Annotated in this window: 20 protein-coding genes; 10 read left to right on the top strand and 10 right to left on the bottom strand. The window is 68.0% G+C overall.

The window, feature by feature from the left end; translation table 11 throughout:
* Window positions 1-20: 20 nt before the first annotated feature.
* Window positions 21-1184, bottom strand: coding sequence for an ABC transporter substrate-binding protein (locus tag K9D25_RS11815; protein ID WP_244375342.1), 1164 nt, complete (start codon window positions 1182-1184; stop codon window positions 21-23).
* Between the two features lie 44 nt (window positions 1185-1228).
* Window positions 1229-1723 (bottom strand): nucleoside deaminase, encoded by a 495-nt coding sequence (locus tag K9D25_RS11820; protein WP_244375344.1) that lies wholly within the window; start codon window positions 1721-1723, stop codon window positions 1229-1231.
* 386 nt (window positions 1724-2109) lie between these two features.
* On the opposite strand from K9D25_RS11820, the gene K9D25_RS11825 reads away from it, so the two are divergent.
* Window positions 2110-3072, top strand: coding sequence for a LysR family transcriptional regulator (locus tag K9D25_RS11825; protein ID WP_244375346.1), 963 nt, complete (start codon window positions 2110-2112; stop codon window positions 3070-3072).
* 15 nt (window positions 3073-3087) lie between these two features.
* Here the strand turns inward: K9D25_RS11825 and K9D25_RS11830 are convergent, their stop codons facing one another.
* The 3 genes from K9D25_RS11830 to coxB are packed head-to-tail and all read right to left on the bottom strand — an operon-like array spanning window position 3088 to window position 6592.
* Window positions 3088-3426, bottom strand: coding sequence for a hypothetical protein (locus K9D25_RS11830; protein WP_244375348.1), 339 nt, complete (start codon window positions 3424-3426; stop codon window positions 3088-3090).
* On the bottom strand, window positions 3423-5966 hold the full coding sequence (gene ctaD / locus K9D25_RS11835) for a cytochrome c oxidase subunit I (protein ID WP_244375350.1): 2544 nt from the start codon (window positions 5964-5966) through the stop codon (window positions 3423-3425). The genes K9D25_RS11830 and ctaD overlap by 4 nt, the downstream gene beginning before the upstream one ends.
* Window positions 5963-6592 (bottom strand): cytochrome c oxidase subunit II, encoded by a 630-nt coding sequence (gene coxB, locus K9D25_RS11840; protein WP_244375352.1) that lies wholly within the window; start codon window positions 6590-6592, stop codon window positions 5963-5965. The genes ctaD and coxB overlap by 4 nt, the downstream gene beginning before the upstream one ends.
* Window positions 6593-6655: 63 nt before the next feature.
* Here coxB and K9D25_RS11845 point away from each other — a divergent pair, with 63 nt between their 5' ends.
* Entirely contained in the window at window positions 6656-7165 is a 510-nt protein-coding gene (locus K9D25_RS11845; protein ID WP_244375354.1) for a DUF2231 domain-containing protein, read from the top strand.
* Here K9D25_RS11845 and K9D25_RS11850 read toward each other — a convergent pair.
* The 4 genes from K9D25_RS11850 to K9D25_RS11865 all read right to left on the bottom strand — a co-directional run bounded on the left by K9D25_RS11850 (window position 7126) and on the right by K9D25_RS11865 (window position 11526).
* Complete coding sequence (locus K9D25_RS11850; protein WP_244375356.1) at window positions 7126-7632, bottom strand: CopD family protein; 507 nt, start codon at window positions 7630-7632, stop codon at window positions 7126-7128. The genes K9D25_RS11845 and K9D25_RS11850 overlap by 40 nt on opposite strands.
* The gene (locus tag K9D25_RS11855) at window positions 7629-8219 is read right to left on the bottom strand and encodes a cytochrome c oxidase assembly protein (protein WP_244375358.1); all 591 of its coding nucleotides are present in this window, start codon (window positions 8217-8219) and stop codon (window positions 7629-7631) included. Before K9D25_RS11855 ends, K9D25_RS11850 begins: the two co-directional genes overlap by 4 nt.
* 215 nt (window positions 8220-8434) lie before the next feature.
* Window positions 8435-10777, bottom strand: coding sequence for an FdhF/YdeP family oxidoreductase (locus K9D25_RS11860; RefSeq protein ID WP_244375360.1), 2343 nt, complete (start codon window positions 10775-10777; stop codon window positions 8435-8437).
* Between the two features lie 110 nt (window positions 10778-10887).
* Entirely contained in the window at window positions 10888-11526 is a 639-nt protein-coding gene (locus K9D25_RS11865; protein WP_244375362.1) for a pyridoxamine 5'-phosphate oxidase family protein, read from the bottom strand.
* Window positions 11527-11688: 162 nt separating this feature from the next.
* Here K9D25_RS11865 and K9D25_RS11870 point away from each other — a divergent pair, with 162 nt between their 5' ends.
* A complete protein-coding gene (locus K9D25_RS11870) occupies window positions 11689-11943 on the top strand; it encodes a BrnA antitoxin family protein (protein WP_244375364.1) in 255 nt (84 codons plus the stop codon).
* A 34-nt stretch (window positions 11944-11977) separates the two neighbouring features.
* Here K9D25_RS11870 and K9D25_RS11875 read toward each other — a convergent pair whose 3' ends face one another.
* The gene (locus tag K9D25_RS11875; protein WP_244375366.1) at window positions 11978-12244 is read right to left on the bottom strand and encodes a hypothetical protein; all 267 of its coding nucleotides are present in this window, start codon (window positions 12242-12244) and stop codon (window positions 11978-11980) included.
* A 156-nt stretch (window positions 12245-12400) separates the two neighbouring features.
* On the opposite strand from K9D25_RS11875, the gene K9D25_RS11880 reads away from it, so the two are divergent.
* From K9D25_RS11880 to K9D25_RS11910, 7 genes are all read left to right on the top strand, one after another.
* Entirely contained in the window at window positions 12401-12712 is a 312-nt protein-coding gene (locus K9D25_RS11880; RefSeq protein WP_244375368.1) for a PepSY domain-containing protein, read from the top strand.
* Between the two features lie 31 nt (window positions 12713-12743).
* Window positions 12744-13412: a hypothetical protein gene (locus K9D25_RS11885; protein WP_244375370.1), complete on the top strand. Its 669-nt coding sequence runs from the start codon at window positions 12744-12746 to the stop codon at window positions 13410-13412.
* 237 nt (window positions 13413-13649) lie between these two features.
* Complete coding sequence (locus K9D25_RS11890; RefSeq protein ID WP_244375378.1) at window positions 13650-14969, top strand: NtaA/DmoA family FMN-dependent monooxygenase; 1320 nt, start codon at window positions 13650-13652, stop codon at window positions 14967-14969.
* Window positions 14970-15012: 43 nt separating this feature from the next.
* On the top strand, window positions 15013-15858 hold the full coding sequence (locus K9D25_RS11895; RefSeq protein WP_244375380.1) for a transporter substrate-binding domain-containing protein: 846 nt from the start codon (window positions 15013-15015) through the stop codon (window positions 15856-15858).
* 25 nt (window positions 15859-15883) lie between these two features.
* Window positions 15884-16609 (top strand): ABC transporter permease, encoded by a 726-nt coding sequence (locus K9D25_RS11900; RefSeq protein WP_244375382.1) that lies wholly within the window; start codon window positions 15884-15886, stop codon window positions 16607-16609.
* Window positions 16606-17343, top strand: a complete 738-nt coding sequence (locus K9D25_RS11905) for an ABC transporter permease (RefSeq protein ID WP_244375384.1) — start codon at window positions 16606-16608, stop codon at window positions 17341-17343. Before K9D25_RS11900 ends, K9D25_RS11905 begins: the two co-directional genes overlap by 4 nt.
* A complete protein-coding gene (locus tag K9D25_RS11910; protein WP_244375386.1) occupies window positions 17340-18107 on the top strand; it encodes an amino acid ABC transporter ATP-binding protein in 768 nt (255 codons plus the stop codon). Before K9D25_RS11905 ends, K9D25_RS11910 begins: the two co-directional genes overlap by 4 nt.
* The last annotated feature ends 68 nt before the right edge of the window (window positions 18108-18175 follow it).

The raw sequence follows: 18175 nt of genomic DNA on the forward strand, positions 1-18175 counted from the left end.
GCCACCCGCCGGGGCGCGGACTACATGGCCTTGAATTCCGACCAGACGTCGTTCCACTGCTCGATGCTCTGCTGCACCGGCGTCTTGCGGATGAAGATCTTGCCGTCCTTGTACTCGTCCATGACGTTGCGGGCGTCGAAGGTGTGGCGCAGCGCCTTGGCCTCGGCGAGGTGCTGCTTGTTGAGCAGTTCCCAGCCCTTCTTGTTGGGGATCGAGGCCCAGTAGGCCGGCATGATCGAGGAGCGCACCTGGCCTTCGGGCGAAGACATGTACTGGATGAAGGCCTTGGCGAGGTCCTTCTTGGTGGAGGAGGAAACGATGGACATCGATTCCGTCCACTGGATGCCGCCCTCGTCCGGCACGGTGGCGGAGACCGGCACGCCGTTCTTCTGCAGGAGCAGCACCACCCAGTCGCCGACGCCGGGAATGGCGGCGGCGGTGCCGTTGGTCAGCATGGAGAACTGGTCGGCCATGGAATAGAAGCCGGCGGTCTGCGGCTTCAGCGAGAACAGCGTCTCCTTCAGCTTGCCGAAGGCGGCGTCGGAAATGTCGAAGGGTGGCTTGTTGCCGTCATAGAGGCTGAGGCAGCCCATGGTCGGCAGGTACCAGTCGAAGAAGCCGAGCTTGCCCTTGATCTTCGGGTCCCACAGCACCTTGTAGGACTTCACGTCGGCTTCCGAGAGCACGTCGGTGCGGTAGGCGATGCCGAGATAGCCGAAGCGGATCAGCACCGAATAGAGATCGTCGCCGACCCAGTGCGGCTCGAACTTCTGGAACTCCGGCCAGTAATCGGCGAGCGGGTAGTCGGCCGGGTTCATCTTGTCGATGAAGCCGCCCTCTTTCAGCATGTGGATGTACTCGGCATCGGCAAGCACCACGTCGAAGGAGCCGGGGGGCGACTGGTTCATCAGCGCCAGCATCGGCTCACCGCCGACATATTCCTTGGCGACGACCTTGACGCCGTATTTGTCCTCGAAGGGCTTCACGACCGCCGGATCGGCATGGCCGGGCCAGGACAGCAGGTTCAGCACCTTGTCCTGCGCATAGGCGGGTTCCGGCGCGGTGGCGGTGACGCCAAGCGCGGCGGCGCCGGCGAGCGCACCGGCGCCCTGCAGCAGGCGGCGCCGGTTCATCGGGTGCAGCAGCGCGCGGAAATCGGTGATCGGACCGTCGAACTCGTTCATGTCGTCGTCTCCATCGGGAAGGGCGTTCGGGATTGGGCCGGCACTCACTGGAACGGGCTGAAGCCGGGCGAGGCCGCCCATTCGTCGAGCACCTCGCGGGCCTCGCCGGGGAGCAGGCGTTCGGCGGGGAGGGTGCGCTCATGCAGATCGCTGCGGACCATTTTCGTCAGCGGCTCCAGCTTGAAGCCGATATCGGCGCAGTCCTTCAGCGTGTTGGCGTAGTAGAGCCGGCGGATCTTCGCCCAGAACATGGAGGCGACGCACATCTCGCAGGGCTCGCAGGTGGTGTAGAGGTCGCAGCCCGAGAGGTCCCAGGTCTTGAGGTTCCGCCCGGCATCGCGGATCGCCTCGACCTCGCCATGCGAGGTGGCGTCGTGGTTGTTGATGACGTTGTTCACGCCCTCGCCCACGATCACCCCGTCCTTGACGATGACGCAGCCGAACGGCGCCGAGCCGTCCGCCCGCATCTTGTCGCGGCTGATCTCGATGGCGCGGCGCATGAAGGTGTCGTGGGGGCTGGGATCGACGACGCGGGACATGGGCGCTCCTAAAAAGCTGGGGAGGGTGCCGGCGCACGGCCGAACGTCGCCGTCGCCGCCAGAAGCTGGCAGCGCTGGGTTCGTGCGGAAGGCATTGGCGCATCTCCGGAGGCCACGGGTTGCGGGGGGCTCTGCGTGGCTCGACGAGGCAGAGGCTAGAGACAAGCAGCCGGCATCGGCAAAGACGATTTTCCGATCACATATATAGGTTCAGCCTATGGTTTTTATTTATAGGCAGCAATGATCAAACCCCTGTTTTCGTAACGTCTTGTTTGAAAACGAGTATTGGAAAATTCCTGCCTATAGATCATGCAAATGATGATTTGTTAGTCAGTTTGACAATTGGACGATGGCGCGCAGAGTTGCCGGGTGAGCCGGGGCGATCCATGGATCTTCGTCAGCTGAAATACTTCGTGCAGATCACTGAAAGCGGCAATTTTTCCCGTGCCGCCGAAATGCTGCGCATCGCCCAGCCTTCCCTCAGCCAGCAGGTGAAGAACCTGGAGGACGAGCTGGGCGTCGAGCTGCTGCGGCGCCATGCGCGCGGCGTGACGCCGACCGAGATGGGCCAGCAGTTCTATGACCATGCCCGCCGCATCCTCGAAGAGGTGGAGCGGGTGAAGGATGTGGTGCGCTCGCAATCGGTCAACCCGTCCGGCCGCGTCGCCGTCGGCCTGCCGACCTCGGCCTGCCGTGGGCTCTCCATCCCGCTCATCACCGCCATGGCCGAGCGCCAGCCCAACATCACCCTGCGCGTGGTGGAGGCGATGACCGGCTATCTCGACGAGTTCCTGCAGGTGGGGCGGCTCGATGTCGCGCTGCTCTATGACCGCCGGGCCTTCGAGACCGTCGCCTGGACCGAGCTGATGGTCGAGGATTTGATGCTGTTCGTGCCGCCGGGCCACGCGCTGGCGGCGAGCGGCGGGGTGACGCTGCGCGCCCTGTTCGACCATCCCATCGTCCTGCCGGGCGCGCCCAATGTGCTGCGCACCGTCATCGAGCAGGTCGCCGCCCGCCATGACATCACGCCGGTGGCGATGGACTGCGACAGCCTGCCGGCCATCGCCCAGCTGGTGCAGCAGGGCCGGGCGCTGGCCGTCATGCCGCATTTCGCCTTTGTCGAGGAGATGCGGCGCGGCGAGATGGTGGCCGTGCCCATTCTCGACCCGACGCCATCCTGGCGCCTGTCGGTGGTGGTGTCGCCGCGCACCATGAACCCGCGCGGCAGCGACGCGGTGGCGAAGGTGATGGCGGATGTGATCGCCGGCCTGGTCGAGGCCGGCGTCTGGCGGGCGCGGCTGCGCGCCGACAAGGCACGAGGCGAGGGCGCGCGCGCCGCCTCCCGCTGAATGGGCGGCGGAGGCTCAGCCGGGGCCAGGCCCGCAGCTCGTCGCCACCAGCACCGGCGCCAGGCTGAACAGGGTGGCGCCCAGCCCGATCCACAGGCCGAGCCGGGGGAGGTCCGCCTCCGGTCCGAGCGCCGTCTTCACCCGCCCCAAAAGGCCGAGGCAGATGAGCGCGCCGCCAAGGGCGGGGAGGGCGATGGCGAGCCGGTGCAGGCTGACCGGCCCGACCGCGACCGCCGGCCAGCCGAGCTCGCACCCCATGCCATGCAGCCCATAGGCGAGCGAGAACGCCGCCGCCCATATCGTCGGCCCGGCGATCAGCCAGCCGAGCCAGACCATGCCGCCCGCCGGCCTCACGACGCCGCCTCCTGCGCCCACAGCGCGGCCAGCGTCACCGCGGCGGCGGCGAGGGTGTAGCTCTGCCAGAGCCCCGTATTGCGCAGCGCGCCGGCGCGGCCGGGGGCCAGTTCGCCCCGCCTCGCCTGGTCGAGCGCGAAGGCGGTGAACAGGGTGGCGATGGCTGCGTGCAGGCCGACATAGGCCACCAGCGCGGCCCGCACCGCGTCCGCCGCATGGCGCGTGGGGTCGGGCAGCTGCCAGAGCGCCAGCGCGAGGAGGAGGGCGAGCGCCAGCAGGTTCGCGGCGAAGGCAGCCGGCAGCGCCGCCCCGGCGGGGCGCCCCGCTTCAATCCGGGCGAGCGCCCGGGGCAGGCCGAGCGCGGCGACCGCCAGCAGGGCCAGGACCATTCCGGCGGCGAGGAGCAGCGTTCCGTCCGCGTGCCATACCGGCCGGGCCGGGCCGGGGGAGACCAGCGAGATAAACGCCAGCCCGAACAGCAGCGAGGCGAAGAAGGTGCCATTGGCGAACAGCAGGCTGGCGAGGCCGCTGCGGGTCAGTGTCCCGCCATCGCCCGGCTGGACCGGCAGCACCAGCCCCGGCGCGACCTCGATCGGCGTGGCGTCGAGCGGCGCCACCGCGCGCCGCGCCCAGATCCAGATCAGCGTCGCGACCGGGATCAGCGCCAGCGGCGCCAGCGTGTAGAGCCCCGCCAGCATCAGCAGCACGAAGGCGCAGATGGCGAGCGCCAGCAGCAGCGGCAGGCCGGTATTGACGGGCAGGATCGCCACATGTTCCGGCCGCGCCGTGCCCACCGAGGTGACGAGGATTTCGCGCCGGCCGCGCGGGGCGCCGGGCAGCAGGCCCTCGCCCTTCGCCAGCGCCAGCATGGCGGCGTCGGCTCCGGCCTGTTGCAGCGCCGGCCCCGGCAGTGAGGCGAAATTATAGTTGGGCGGCGGCAGCGCCATCGCCCAATCGAGCGACGGCGCCTTCCACGGGTTGCGCACGCTGCGCTTGCCGAAGCCCGCCTGCAGGATCAGGTCCATGGCGAACAGCGCGAAACCGATGGTCATGACGAAGCCGAAAAAGGACGAGGAGAGGTTCAGCGCCGTCCATTCCGGGTTGTCGGGATAGGAGGGGATGCGGCGCGCCATGCCCATCAGCCCGGTGAGGTGCATGAGGAAGAAGGTGCCGTGGAAGCCGACGAGGATGAACCAGAACGCGGCTTCACCCAGACCGCGCACCCGGCGGCGGCCGCTCATCAGCGGCGTCCACCAGGCGACGCCGGCCAGCATGGGGAAGACGAAGCCGCCGATCAGCACGTAATGCAGATGCGCGGTCACGAAAGCGGTGTCGTGCGCCTGCCAGTTGAACGGCACCACCGCCAGCATGACGCCGGTGAGCCCGCCCATGACGAAGGTGAAGAAGAAACCGAGAATATAGAGCATCGGCAGCTTCAGTTCCGGCCGGCCGCGCCACAGCGTGGCGATCCAGGCGAAGATCTGCACGGCGGTGGGCACCGCCACCAGCATGGAGGCGGCGGAGAAGAAGGCCAGCGCCAGATGCGGGATGCCGACCGTGAACATATGGTGCACCCACAGGCCGAAGCTGAGGAACACCATGCCGAGAATGGCGGCGACGACGGCGCCATAGCCGACGATCTGCGTGCGGCACAGCACCGGAATGACGGTGGAGAGCACGCCCGCCGCCGGCAGGAAGATGATGTAGACCTCGGGGTGGCCGAACAGCCAGAACAGATGCTGCCACAAGAGCGGGTCGCCGCCGCGTTCGGGGTCGAAGAACGGCCAGCCGAAGGCGCGCTCCATCTCCAGCAGCACCGAGCCGAGGATGAGCGGGGGGAAGCCCGCCAGCATCATCGCCGCCGTGCCCAGCATGTACCAGGCGAAAAGCGGCATCTGCGTCAGCTTCATGCCCGGTGCCCGCAGGCGCAGGATGGAGACCATCAGCTCGATCGCCGCCGACAGCGCGGAGATTTCGACGAAGGTGACGCCCAGCAGCCAGACATCGGCATTGATGCCGGGCGAATAGGTCTTGCCGGACAGCGGCGTGTACATGAACCAGCCCTCGCCCGGGGCGACGCCGGCGAGGAGGGCGGCGATGAGGATGCCCCCACCGAGCAGATAGCACCAATAACCCAGCGCCGAGAGCCGGGGAAAGGCGAGGTCGCGCGTGCCGAGCATCTTCGGCAAGAGGTACATCGCCAGCCCTTCCAGCATGGGAATGGCGAACAGAAACATCATGATGCTGCCATGCATCGTGAAGATCTGGTTGTAGAGCGCGGTGTCGAGAAAGGCCCCGTTGGGGGTCGCCAGCTGCGCCCGGATCAGCATGGCGAGCAGCCCGCCAATGCCGAAGAACATGAAGGCCGTCACCATGAAGCGCAGGCCGAGCGTGGTGTGGCTGACGGCGGTGATCTGCCCCCATAGGCCCGGCGCGTTGCGCCAGACGCGGTCCAGCTCCCGGTGCAGGGCGAGCGCGCGCTGCGGCGGATTGGCCGGAATGGGGGCGGGGTCGTGGGGCGTCTGCGTGGACGTATTCATGGGCGCGGGCCCTCCGGCGACACGGGCGGCCATTGGGCGGGGTCATGCGCGATCACCTCGAAGCGCATGGTCGCGTGTTCCAGCCCGCAGAACTCGGCGCACAGGCCCTCATAGGTGCCGGGCTGCGCCGCTTCGAGGCGCAGTCGGTTCTCGCGTCCGGGGATGGCGTCCATCTTGCCGCCGAGCTGCGGCACCCAGAAGGAATGGATCACGTCGGTCGAGGTGATGAGCACATCCACCGGCCGGCCGGCGGGGATGTGCAGCACACCCTCGGACGTGACCGGGCCATCGGCACCGGGATGGCTGAAGCTCCACGCCCATTGCCGGGCATGGGCGCGCACTTCCAGCGCCGGCCCGTGCGGCAGGATGCGCTCGCCGACCCAGAGCGCGGCGATGAGGATGAGGCTGAGCACGCCGAGGGAGAACCATACCCCCATGCCGAACACCCAGCGCCCTTCCGTGATGGCGCGCGGACGGCCGAAGCCGAGGGCGACGAGCACGAACACCATCAGCGCCAGCGCCGTCGCCCCGGCGAGCAGCCCCCACCACAGAAAGGCAATGTCCTGCGCAATAGGCCCCGCCGGGGTGAGCGTGGAGAGCGGGCCCTTGCATCCCGCGAGGGTCATGGGAACCAGCGCGAGGGCTGCGCACTTGCCCGGTGAGACCGACCGCCACGCGAAGGAGGCCCGATGGACGCCCGCCCCGACCTGTTCGACCCGCTGGAAGAGCGGCGCGCGCTTGAGGACACGGAATCCAAGATCGCGATTTCCGGCCATCCCCTGCACGCCATGCTGGTGACCTTTCCCATCGCGCTGTCCTTCAGCACGCTCGGCGGCGATCTGCTCTATCTCTGGACCGGCAACAGCTTCTGGTCGCATGTCTCGGCCTATGCGGTGTTCGGCGCCTTCGCCATGGGCGTGCTGGCGGGGATCACCGGCACGGCCGAACTCCTGATGGTGCGCGGCATCCGCAACCGCTCCGCCAGCTGGACGCATTTCATCCTCGCGGTGATGCTGCTCTCGCTCATCGGCATGAACTGGATCATCCGCATCGGCGATCCCGACGGCGCGGTGCTGCCCGTCGGGCTGGCGCTGTCCCTGGTCATGGCCGCAATGACCGCCCTGACCGGCTGGCATGGCGGAAAACTCGTCTTCGACTATCAAATCGGCACCAGAACGTCGGGAAGCGGGCGGCCCTGAGGGGTGGTGAGCGCCGCCGGCAGCGCCTCGATCAGCGGCTGCAGGTCGGGCTTCGCGAGGACGAGATAGAGCACCGCGCTCATGCAGATGAGGCTGGCGGGGAGGGCGGCGATGGCGTGCGGCATCTGATAGGAGCCGCGCCCTTCCGACGCCTCGACATTGAGATGGCCGAGCCAGGCATGGGCCAGCACCATGCCCACCACCGCGACCAGCTTCGCCACCAGCCAGGGCTGGGTGATGTCGGCGGCGAAGATCAGCCCGGTTCCTGCGGCGATGGCGATGATCGCGGCCGGGGTGACGATGCGGGTATAGGCGGCGTGCATCAGCAGGCGGAATTCGGTAAAGCCGGCCTGTGTTCGCACTTCCTCGCGCCGGCCATAGATCTGCAGCACCAGCGGCATGGCCACCAGCCCCGCGCACCACAGGCTGAGGGCGGCGATGTGCAGCGCTTTCAGCAGGGCGATCATGCCGCGCTCGCCTCGCGCCAGCCGCGCCGCAGCAGCCGCGCGCCGATGAGGGCGAGGGGCAGCATGCCCGGCACCCACATGATGAGTCCGGCCAGCTGCTGGTCGGCGAGGGCGCCAAGGCCATAGGCCTCGGTGGCGCCGAGATGCTGGAGATAGAGCAGGCGCGGGGAGAAGGTGAGGATGGCGCCAATCAGCCCCATCTGCCCGGCCAGCGCCAGCACCAGCCCGACGGAGGCGACGCGTTCGGCCGGACGCTCCACCCGGAACACCGACGACCAGAAGGCGAACCCCGAGCCGAGGAGGCCCGCCTGCATCAGCCAATAGGCGGCATGGCTGTTCCAGGCCAGCGTATAGGCCGCCGGCAGGTGCCAGAGCCAGAGGAACAGCGACAGGCCGAGAAAGCCGCCGATGCGGGCGAAGGGCAGGCGGAGCGGGAAGGCCAGCGCCAGCGCCGGCGCGGCAACCAGCACGAGCACGAGATGATGCAGCCCGCGCGCGGAAAACAGCGCGACGGTGAGGGCGCAGAGCGGCGAGACGAAGGCGAGAAACAGCGCCGCCGCCGCCAGCGCCGCCGGTCCGCGCGGCACATCCCGGCGCAGGAAGGCGAGCGCAAGCGGCGCCGCGCACAGGGCGAGCGGAAGCGGCGCGAGGTTCCACGCCGTCAGCAGGTTTTCAGGCGGGGGACCGCAATAGGGAACGATCGGGTCCAGCTGCGACCTCCGTGGGTTGTCCTGGCGCCGAGCCTCCCGCCACGGCGCGCGGTTGCGAGAAAACGCCGCGCGGTAGCGGGAAACGCCTTCGCCTAACGCGCCGCAGCGGCGGGGGTTCCGGCGGAAGGCTCGGCGTCTTCCCTAACGGCAGATCGCTCCGGCCGCACCCGGATCGGCACGGATTTGGCCGCCGGGGTCTTGCTGCCCTCGGCATGGTGCCAGAGCGGGATCAGCGCGTTGCATTCGGGGAAATAGGCGGCGCAGGTGCCGGGCGGCAGGTCGTAGTCGATGACCTGAAAGCCGCCCATGGCGCGGTGGATGCCGTCATCCACCGCCGTGACGAGTGTGGCCCGTCCGTCCTCGCTGAGGCCGAGGCGGAGGCGGTCGTCGCGGTTCATCATCACCACCATGCGCGAACCGTGTATGCCGCGCAGGCGGTCGGCATAGCCATAGACCGTGGTGTTGAACTGGTCGTTGGAGCGCAGCGTGATGAGGCGCAGCACATCGGCATCGCGGCCATCGTCGAAGCTGGCGGAAAGCGCCTTCGGCCGGGTGAAGGTCGCCTTGCCCGATTCCGTCTCCCAGCGCCGCTCCCGCGCCGCCACGGGCCGGGGAAAGCCGCCGGGCGTGTCGAGCCGGGCGTTGAAGGCGCGGAAATCATCGGGGAAAGTCTCCTCGATGGCCTCGCGCACGCGGGCATAATCCTCGACCCAGCGGTCCCACGGCACAAGCGGATTGGGCGGCAGCGTCGCTTTGGCGATTTCGGCGACGATGCGTGGCTCGGAGAGCAACGTGTCTGCGGCCGGCTCGAAGCTGCCGCGCGAGGCGTGGATGCAGGTGGTGGAATCCTCCATCGTCACGATTTGCGGCCCGGTCGCCTGCCGGTCGATCTCCGAGCGCACCAGCGTCGGCAGCAGGTAGGTCGTCTTGGCGGTGACGAGGTGGCTGCGGTTCAGCTTGGTGGCGATCTGCACGCAGAGGTCGAGATCGCGCCATTTTTCCTCCATCAGCTCGCGCTCGGGAATGGCGCGGACGAAATTGCCGCCGAGACCGATAAAGGCGCGGACCTTGCCGGCGATGACCGCCTCGCAGGCTTCCACCGTGTTCATGCCGTCCGCGCGCGGCGGCTCGAAGCCAAACTGCGCGGCGAGGCGGTCGAGCGGCACCAATTCCGCCTTTTCGGCGATGCCGACGGTGCGCTGGCCCTGCACATTGGAATGGCCGCGCACCGGGCAGATGCCGGCGCCGGGCCGGCCAATATGCCCACCCATGAGCAGAAGATTGACCAGCATCTGCACGGTATCGACGCCGAGCCGGTGCTGGGTGAGGCCCATGCCATAGATCGCGATCACCGCCCGGGACTTGGCGAAGGTGTGAGCGGCGGCCTCCAGTTCCGCCTGGGCGAGGCCGGATTCGTGCTCGATCTCCGCCCATTCGGTCGCCCGCACCATGGCCTCGAAGGCGGAGAAACCGTCCGTGTGGGCGGCGATGAACTCCGCGTCCAGCACCCGTGCGCCACCTATCGCCTGCGCCTTGTCGTCCAGCGCCAGCAGCGTCTTGGCCATGCCGACCATGGCGGCGATGTCGCCGCCGGCGCGTACCTGATAGTACTGCGTTGCGATGGTGGTCGGCTCGTTGGTCAGCATCTGGCCGGGCCGCTGCGGATTGACGAATTCCTCCCAGCCCTTTTCGCGCAGCGGATTGAACACCACGACGGGCACGTCACGCTCCCGCGCCTCCTGCAGCTGGTGCAGCATGCGGGGCGAATTGGTGCCGACATTCTGGCCGAAGGAGAGGATGCAGTCCGTCTCCTTGAAGTCGTCCAGAAGGACCGTGCCCACCGGCGTGCCCAGCGTCGGCGGCAGGGCGACCGACGTGGTCTCGTGGCACATGTTGGAACTGTCGGGCAGGTTATTGGTGCCGTAGAGCCGGGCGAGCAGCTGGTACATATAGGAGGTTTCCAGCGAGGCGCGGCCGGAGGCGTAGAACACCGCCTCGTCGGGCTGATAGGTGCGCAGCTTCGCGCCGATATCGGCGAAGGCGTCCTCCCACGCCACTTCGACATAGCGGTCGAGGCGGGCGTCGTAGCGCAGCGGATGGGTGAGCCGGCCCTCGTTCTCCAGATCGTAATCCGACCAGTCGAGCAGTTCCGCGACGGTGTGCCGGGCGAAGAAATCCGGCGTCGTGCGCCGGGAGGTCACGTCCCAGAAGGTGGCCTTGGCGCCGTTCTCGCAGAATTCGGCCGCGTGCGGCTGGGCCGGCTTCGCCCAGGCGCAACTGGTGCACATATAGCCGCCGGTCTTGTTGTGGTCCTTCACCAGCGCCGCGACGGCGGAAACCGCGTGCTGCTCAGTGGAATGTTTGAGCAGGGACTTTGCCGACCCCCAGCCGCCGACGGGTTGATCATAGGTGGCGTGCCGGGCGCGTTCGCTCATATCGGTCTCCTTGGCTGTGAGACGCTAATGGCCGGACGGCGCTTGTGTTCCGGCGGCGCTCGCGCGTCGGCAGGACACTTCGGTGTGAGGGGGCAGGGGCGCAGGTCCGCTCAGTCCCCGGCCTGCGGCCCCTCGCCGGCGAGGCGGGCGCGCAGCGCGGCATTCTCCGCCTCCAGCTCCGCCAGCCGGTCGCGCAGCGGGCGGACGGCCTCGGTGATATCGGCCTCGGTGAAGCGCGGGGTGATGTGCTGCGGGCAGTTCCAGTCGAAGGCGTCGAGCCGCAAACGGAAAAGGCGCTCAGGCCGGGCGCGGTAGCCCTGCGGGCTCAGCTTTTCCGTCAGCTCGGGATCGGCGTCGAGCGCGAGAACCTCGGCTTGGGCATAGATTTTCAGCCGGGTACGCCTGGGATAGTCCATCAGGAACAGGCAGGTGCGGCTGTTGGCTGCCACATTGCCGGTGCTGATGTATTGCCGGTTGCCGCTGTAATCGGCGAAGGCGAGGGTGCGCTCGTCGATGACTTTGAGAAAGCCGCGCGGCCCGCCGCGATGCTGCACATAGGGCCAGCCGGTTTCCGACACGCTGGCGATGTAGAAGCTGTCGCGCTGGGCAATGAAGGCTTCCTCGCTGCGGGAAAAGCGGTCGGAGGCGCGGTCGCCGCGAAAGTCCTCCCAGAGATGGGCGACGCCCATTTCCTCCTGCGCCGCCCGGACGCTGGGGGTGATGGCGATATCGAGAAAGCCGTAGGACATGGCGAACCTCCGGGGTGCTGTGCCGGCGGCGCGCCCCTGCTCTGGCGGCAAGAGTGGGGGCGGGGGCGCGAGCGCGCAAGGCTTGCCTGTCCGCCGTCGGCCGGCGCGGCTGGCGGCGCGGCGCGAATGAGTTGTAAGCTGCGGCCGATTCGAGGATTCCCCATGGCCATGACCCCCACACGACGCGGCAGCGGTTCGGCCCGCGACATCGCCGAAGCCGCCTTCAAGAGCGCGACCGCCAAGCCGGCGCCCGTGGTGGAAAAGCCCGCGCCGGCGCGGGGCACCTTGTCGCTGCCCAACGCCAAGGAACTGGTCTCGCTGCGTCTCGACCGGGATGTGCTGGAGCACTTCCAGCAGGATGGGCCCGGCTGGCAGGAGCGGATGAACGCCGCGCTGCGCAAGACGGCAGGGCTCTAGGCGCCGTCTTCTGCGGCGGTGACAGACGCGCGGCTCAGGAAGCCGGTTTCCGGATCACCGGCGGCGCGTTGCAGGGCAGGGTGACGCAGCTTGGATTGGGATTGAGCTGACGCGAGGCCGGGGTCGGCTGCGCCGCGGGCTCCCAGGTCTGCGGCGGCTTGCCGGCCTGCTTCGGCACCGGCGTCGTCGCGCCCGGATTGCGCAGGCCGGGATTGCCCGAATATTGCGCCGAGGCGACGACCGCGCTGGCCGGAAGGGCCAGGGCGACGAGAACGACCGTGAGCGGCAGGCGGTTTTTCATGGCGTTTCCTTGCACGCGCCCCGGTTCCTAATCAAGCGCATCCTGCGTCGGCGTCAAGGGACGCGCCGCTCTGTCGTGTTTCGGTCGGGCGCGCTGCGGAACCGTTCTGCCTAAATGGCGTTCACTCCTCACAATTTGTGATCGGAGGGTCATCAGATGAAGCGCATTCTGCCTATTCTTGCTGCAATGGCGATCGCCGCGCCGGCCTGGGCGCAGTCCCCGCCGGCGGCGCAGGACCCCAACACGCCGGCCGTGACCACCGAGAGCGCGCCCCAGCCGGCGGAGCCCGCCAAGGGCGCCAACAGCTTCACCGAAGCGCAGGCGAAGGAGCGCATCGAGGCGCGCGGCTTCTCCGACGTGACCGGCCTCGCCAAGGACAAGGACGGCGTCTGGCGCGGCAAGGCGATGAAGGGCGGCGCCTCGCATGACGTGGCGCTCGACTATCAGGGCAACGTCTTTCCGAACTGATCTCACGCTGGCCCCTTAGGGAGGACCTATCATGGCGACCGTTTCCGGACTTTTCGACAATTACGATGACGCGCTCACCGCGGTGAACAAGCTGCAGGCTCTGGGCATCGACCGCGCGCAGATCAGCCTCGTGGCCAATAATTCCGACGACTGGTATGGCCGCGACAGCGCGACCACCACGACGACGACCACGACGACGACCACGCCCCATGCCGATGGGCGTACCCATGAGCACCATGAGAGCCATGCCGGCGAGGGCGCGGCCACCGGTGCCGGCATCGGCGCCGTGCTCGGTGGCGCGGGCGGCCTGCTCACCGGCCTCGGCCTGATGGCGATCCCCGGCGTCGGCCCCGTCGTGGCGGCGGGCTGGCTGGTGGCGACCGGCGCCGGCGCGGTGGCCGGCGCGGCGGCGGGTGGCGCGGTCGGCGGTCTCGTCGGCGCGATGACCTCGGAAGGCGTGCCCGAGGAGCGGGCGCATGTCTATGCCGAGGGCGTGCGTCGCGGCGGCACCGTGGTTTCCGCCCGCGTGCCGGACGAGCGCGAGGCCGAGGCGCAGGCCATTCTCGACGCCGAGTCCGCCGTGGATGTGACCGCGCGCGAGCGCATTTACCGTGACGAGGGCTGGACCCGCTTCGACCCGGAGGCGCCGGCCTATACCGCGCCGGAAGTGCAGCGCGAGCGCGCCCGCTACCGCGCGTGACCGGCACGCGCTGCGGCGCGTGATGCGTGAATGATCAGGATGCCGGGCCCTCGGAGCCCGGCATTTCCTTTTGCCCGACGGGTCGGAGGCACAATCTGCCGGCTTCTTGGGCAGGATTAATTCACAAGCAGCCGACCAAGCTTCGCCTCTTCACGATACTCCCCCCGGGTGTCGCGCCCTTAACCTCTCCTGCGTGCCGGCGGAAGCCGGCGTGCGGATCAGGACATAGGTGCGTGCATGACGGCGAATCCCTTCCATCTCGCCTGGTTTCTCCAGGGTTCCAGCGTCCAGGCCTGGGGCGAGCCGTGGACCGGCAATATCGGCCAGGACTGGATGAGCGCCGATCTCTTCGTCGACCTCGTACGGTCGATGGAGCGCGCCTGCTTCGATTATCTGCTGATCGAGGATTCGATCTATGTCGGCGAGAACTGGCAGAATTCGCGCGACATCTTCCTGAAGGGCGGCATCTGCATCCCCCGGCAGGAGCCGAGCGTGGTGGCGACGCTGCTCGCCGCCTCCACCCGCAAGCTCGGCATCGTTCCGACGCTCTCGACCTTCGCCTATCACCCCTATCTCACCGCCCGCATCGTCTCCTCGCTCGATCAGATATCGGGCGGGCGCGCCGGCTGGAACATGGTGACCGGCTCGTCCGACTTCTCCGCCCAGAATTTCGGCATGGAGAAGCTGCCCGAGCACGATGAACGCTATCTGATGGCGGAAGAGTATATCGACATCGTCAAGGGGCTGTGGGGCTCCTGGGAGCCGGGCGCCTTTCTCGATGATCGCGAGAATGGCGTGCTGATCGACCCCGCCAAGGTCCACACCATCGACTATGCCGGCAAATACTACGCCTCACGCGGGCCACTGAATTCCGGGCCGTGCCCGCAGGGTCAGCCGGTCATCGCGCAGGCGGGCGGCTCCAAGAGCGGGCGCAAGATCGCCGCCACCCATGCCGACACGATCGTCGCCGCGCCGAATGGCGTCGCCGCGATGAAACAGTACCGCGACGACATCCGCGCGCAGATGGCCGGGCTCGGCCGCAACCCGGACGATTGCAAGGTGCTGTTCCTGCTCTCGCCCATCGTCGCCGAGACCGAGGAACAGGCGAAATGGGCCGCCGACCAGCGTCGCGTCTCCGCCGCGCAGAATCTCGACGCCCGCATGGCCCGCTTCGGCTGGAGCACCAATCTCGACCTCTCCGGTCTCGACCTCGACACTCCGGTGAGCCAGCTCACGCTCACCACCAACGGCCACCAGTCGAGCCTCTCGCAGTTCCTCACCCGCGCCGGCGACAAGCCGCTGCGCCAGGCGATGATCGACCATGTGAGCTGCGGCTATTGCGTCGATGTCGTCGGCACGCCGGACAGCGTCGCCAGCCAGATGGACGAGATCATGCAGGAAGTGGGCGGCGACGGCTTCCTCATCGCCCTCGGCGATGTCTCGCGCCGCTCCGTGGCGACGATCACCGACGGGCTGGTGCCGGTGCTGCAGCGCCGTGGCCTGACCCGCGCCGCCTACACCCACCAGCATCTGCGCGACACGCTGACCGAATTCTGACCCCCCAGCATCGAACCCCGCCCCCCACCAGGACATGACGCCGATGATCTCCCGCCTTCCGCATCATCCTCTCCGCCGGGCCGGTACCCTCGCGCTCGGCCTGTTCCTGGCGACGGTCGGCCTCTCGGCCGCCTCCGCCGAGAAGCTCAAGCTCGGCAATGAAGGCGTCTACCCGCCCTTCTCCATGGTGGATTCCTCCGGCAACCTCACCGGCATGGAGCCGGAGCTGGCGCGCGAGATGTGCAAGCGCATCGGCGCGGACTGCGAAATCGTCGTGATGGATTTCAAGGCGCTGATCCCGTCCATGCTGCAGGGCAAGTTCGACGGCATCGTCACCCAGATTTCGCCGACCCCGGAGCGGATGGAGAAGGCGCTGTTCGCCATGCCCATCGTCTATAATCCCGCGACCTTCGTGGTGAAGAAGGGCAGCAACTACACGCTGACCAAGGAAGGCGTCACCGGCAAGGGATTGCGCATCGCGCTGCAGCGCGGCGCCTCCATGGTGCCCTACATCCACAAGCATTTCGGCAAGGACACCTTCGTCGAGGTCTATTACGACAATCCCGACCAGATGAAGCTCGATCTGCTCGCCGGCCGGCTGGACCTGATCTTCGATTCCAAGATCAACTGGACGCTGGAACTGATCGCCAAGCCCGAGGGCAAGGATTACGAACTCGCCGGCGGCGACCACTGGCTGGGCGACCCGTCCATCCCCGAGGCCGAGCGCGGCTATAGCTGGATCTTCCCGAAGAAGAGCGAGGCGCTGGTCAAGCGCGTCAACACCGCGCTCGCCGAGATGATCAAGGACTGCACCTACACCACCATCCGCAAGAAATACGTGCCGGTGGCCACGCTCTCGGCGGAAGCCGCCTGCGAGAAGACCAACTGACCGCGCGCCCCCTGGAACCCGGCCGATGACCAATCTCTCCCCCGCCGACCTCGCAGGCTATCTGCGCCAGCTCGGCGAGGGAGCGCTGATCACGCTGGAGCTGTTCCTCACCAGTTTCGCGCTCGCCTTCACGCTGGGCGTGCTGATCGGTGTCGCCACGCTCTCGCGCAACAGGATCATCCGCGCGGCATGGCGGGTCTATGCGTCCATCTTCATGGGCGTGCCGTCGCTGCTGGTGATCTTCCTCATCTTCTATGGCGGCAGCGCCATGCTGGGCGCGGTGCTGGGCGAATTCGGCTCCCGCATCGATATCTCGCCCTTCGGCGCCGGCGTGGCGGCGCTCGGCATCGTCTATGCCGCCTATATCGCCGAACTCGTGCGCGGGGCGATCGAGAACCTGCCCAAGGGCCAGTTCGAGGGCGCCCGGGCGCTCGCCATTCCCCCGTTCATCATGTGGGGGCGGGTGATCCTGCCGCAGGTGATGCGGCTCGCGCTTCCCGGCCTCGTCAATGTGTGGAGCTTCATGCTGAAGGAGACGCCGCTGGTGTCGCTGGCCGGGCTGCAGGACCTCGTCGCCGCCGCCAAGATCGCCGCCGGGGCGACCAAGGAGCCCTTCGTCTTCTTCATCGCCACCGCGCTGGTGTTCATCGCCTTCAGCGCCGCCAGCCTCTGGGTCGCGAACCGGCTGGAGGCCCGTCTCGACCGTGGCCAGCGCCGCGCCCCGCCTTCACCGAGCCGGGCCGAGGCATGAGCGCACTTCCCATCGATTTCGCCCTCGCCTGGGAGAGCCTGCCGGCGCTGCTCGCCGGCCTCAGGGTGACGGTGTTCCTCACCGTGCTGCCGCTGATCATCGGGCTGATGCTGGCCTTTCCCATCTGCTTCGCCCGCATGTCGCCCCGCCGCGTCCTGTCGCTGCCGGCGGAGATCTTCGTTGTGTTCTTTCGCGGCGCCCCGCTGCTGATCCTGCTCTATCTCGTCTATTACGGCCTCGGCCAGATCGAGGCGCTGCGCGAGGGGCCGTTCTGGGTGCTGTTCGGCTCGCCCTTCGGCTGCGCCATCGTGGCGCTGAGCCTCAACCATGCCGCCTATATGGTGGAGGTGCTGCGCGGCAGCCTGCTCGCCGTGCCGCATGGGCTGGTCGAGGCCAGCGAGGCGCTGGGCATCACGAGGCGCAACATCTTTCTCTGGGTGCGGATGCCGCTCGCTTTGCGCTATGGGCTCAAAGCCTACCAGAACGAGGTGGTGAGCTTCGTCAAGGGCACGGCTATCGTCTCCGTGGTGACGATCACCGACCTGATGGCGGTGGCGAATGCGATCTTCGAACAGACCTATGATCCGTTCACGCCGATCCTGTGCGCGGCGGCCTTCTACTGGGCCTTCGTCAATGTGCTGCGCCTCGGCTTCCAGTTCTGGGGACGCTGGCTCAACCGCCACAGCGCCGAGGATGCCGTCGCTGTGCCGGCCGGGGGGAAGGTGACACCATGAGCCCGCGCGCGCTCCCCGCCGACCTCGCCGCCGTGCCGGCGATCCATCTCGCCGGGGTGGTGAAGCGCTACGGCACGCATCGCGCCCTGGCGGGGGTCGATCTCGATGTGCGGCGCGGCGAGAGGGTGGTGGTCTGCGGCCCCTCGGGCTCGGGCAAATCGACGCTGATCCGCTGCATCAACGCGCTGGAACGCCATGATGGCGGGCGGATCGTGGTCAATGGCGTCGAACTGACGGGCGATGAAGGCACGGTGCAGGACATCCGCCAGGAAGTCGGCATGGTGTTCCAGCACTTCAACCTGTTTCCGCACCTCACCGCGCTGGAAAACTGCATGCTGGCGCCGCGGCTCAATCGCGGGCTGTCGAAGGCGCAGGCGGAAAAGCTCGCCATGGCGCATCTGGAGCGGGTGCATCTGGCCGATCAGGCGCGCAAATACCCGGCGCGACTTTCCGGCGGGCAGCAGCAACGCGTCGCCATCGCCCGGGCGCTGTGCATGGAGCCGCGCATCCTGCTGTTCGACGAGCCGACCTCGGCGCTCGACCCGGAAATGGTGAACGAGGTGCTCGGCGTGATGGAGGAACTCGCCGCCAGCGGCGTCACCATGGTCTGCGTCACCCATGAAATGGGCTTCGCCCGCCGCGTGGCGGATCGCTGCGTGTTCATGGACCGGGGCGAGATCGTGGAAATGGGCGAGGCCGCCCGCTTCTTCGAGGCGCCGTCGAGCGAGCGGCTGCGCCATTTTCTCGCGCAGATCCTGCGGTGAGGCGGCCACGCCGCGCGATCCTTCGTCATCCCGGCCGCAGCCGAAGGCGGAGAGCCGGGATCGCCCTC

The organism is Ancylobacter polymorphus (assembly GCF_022836935.1).
In the GTDB taxonomy this organism is placed as follows: Bacteria; Pseudomonadota; Alphaproteobacteria; order Rhizobiales; family Xanthobacteraceae; genus Ancylobacter; species Ancylobacter polymorphus_A.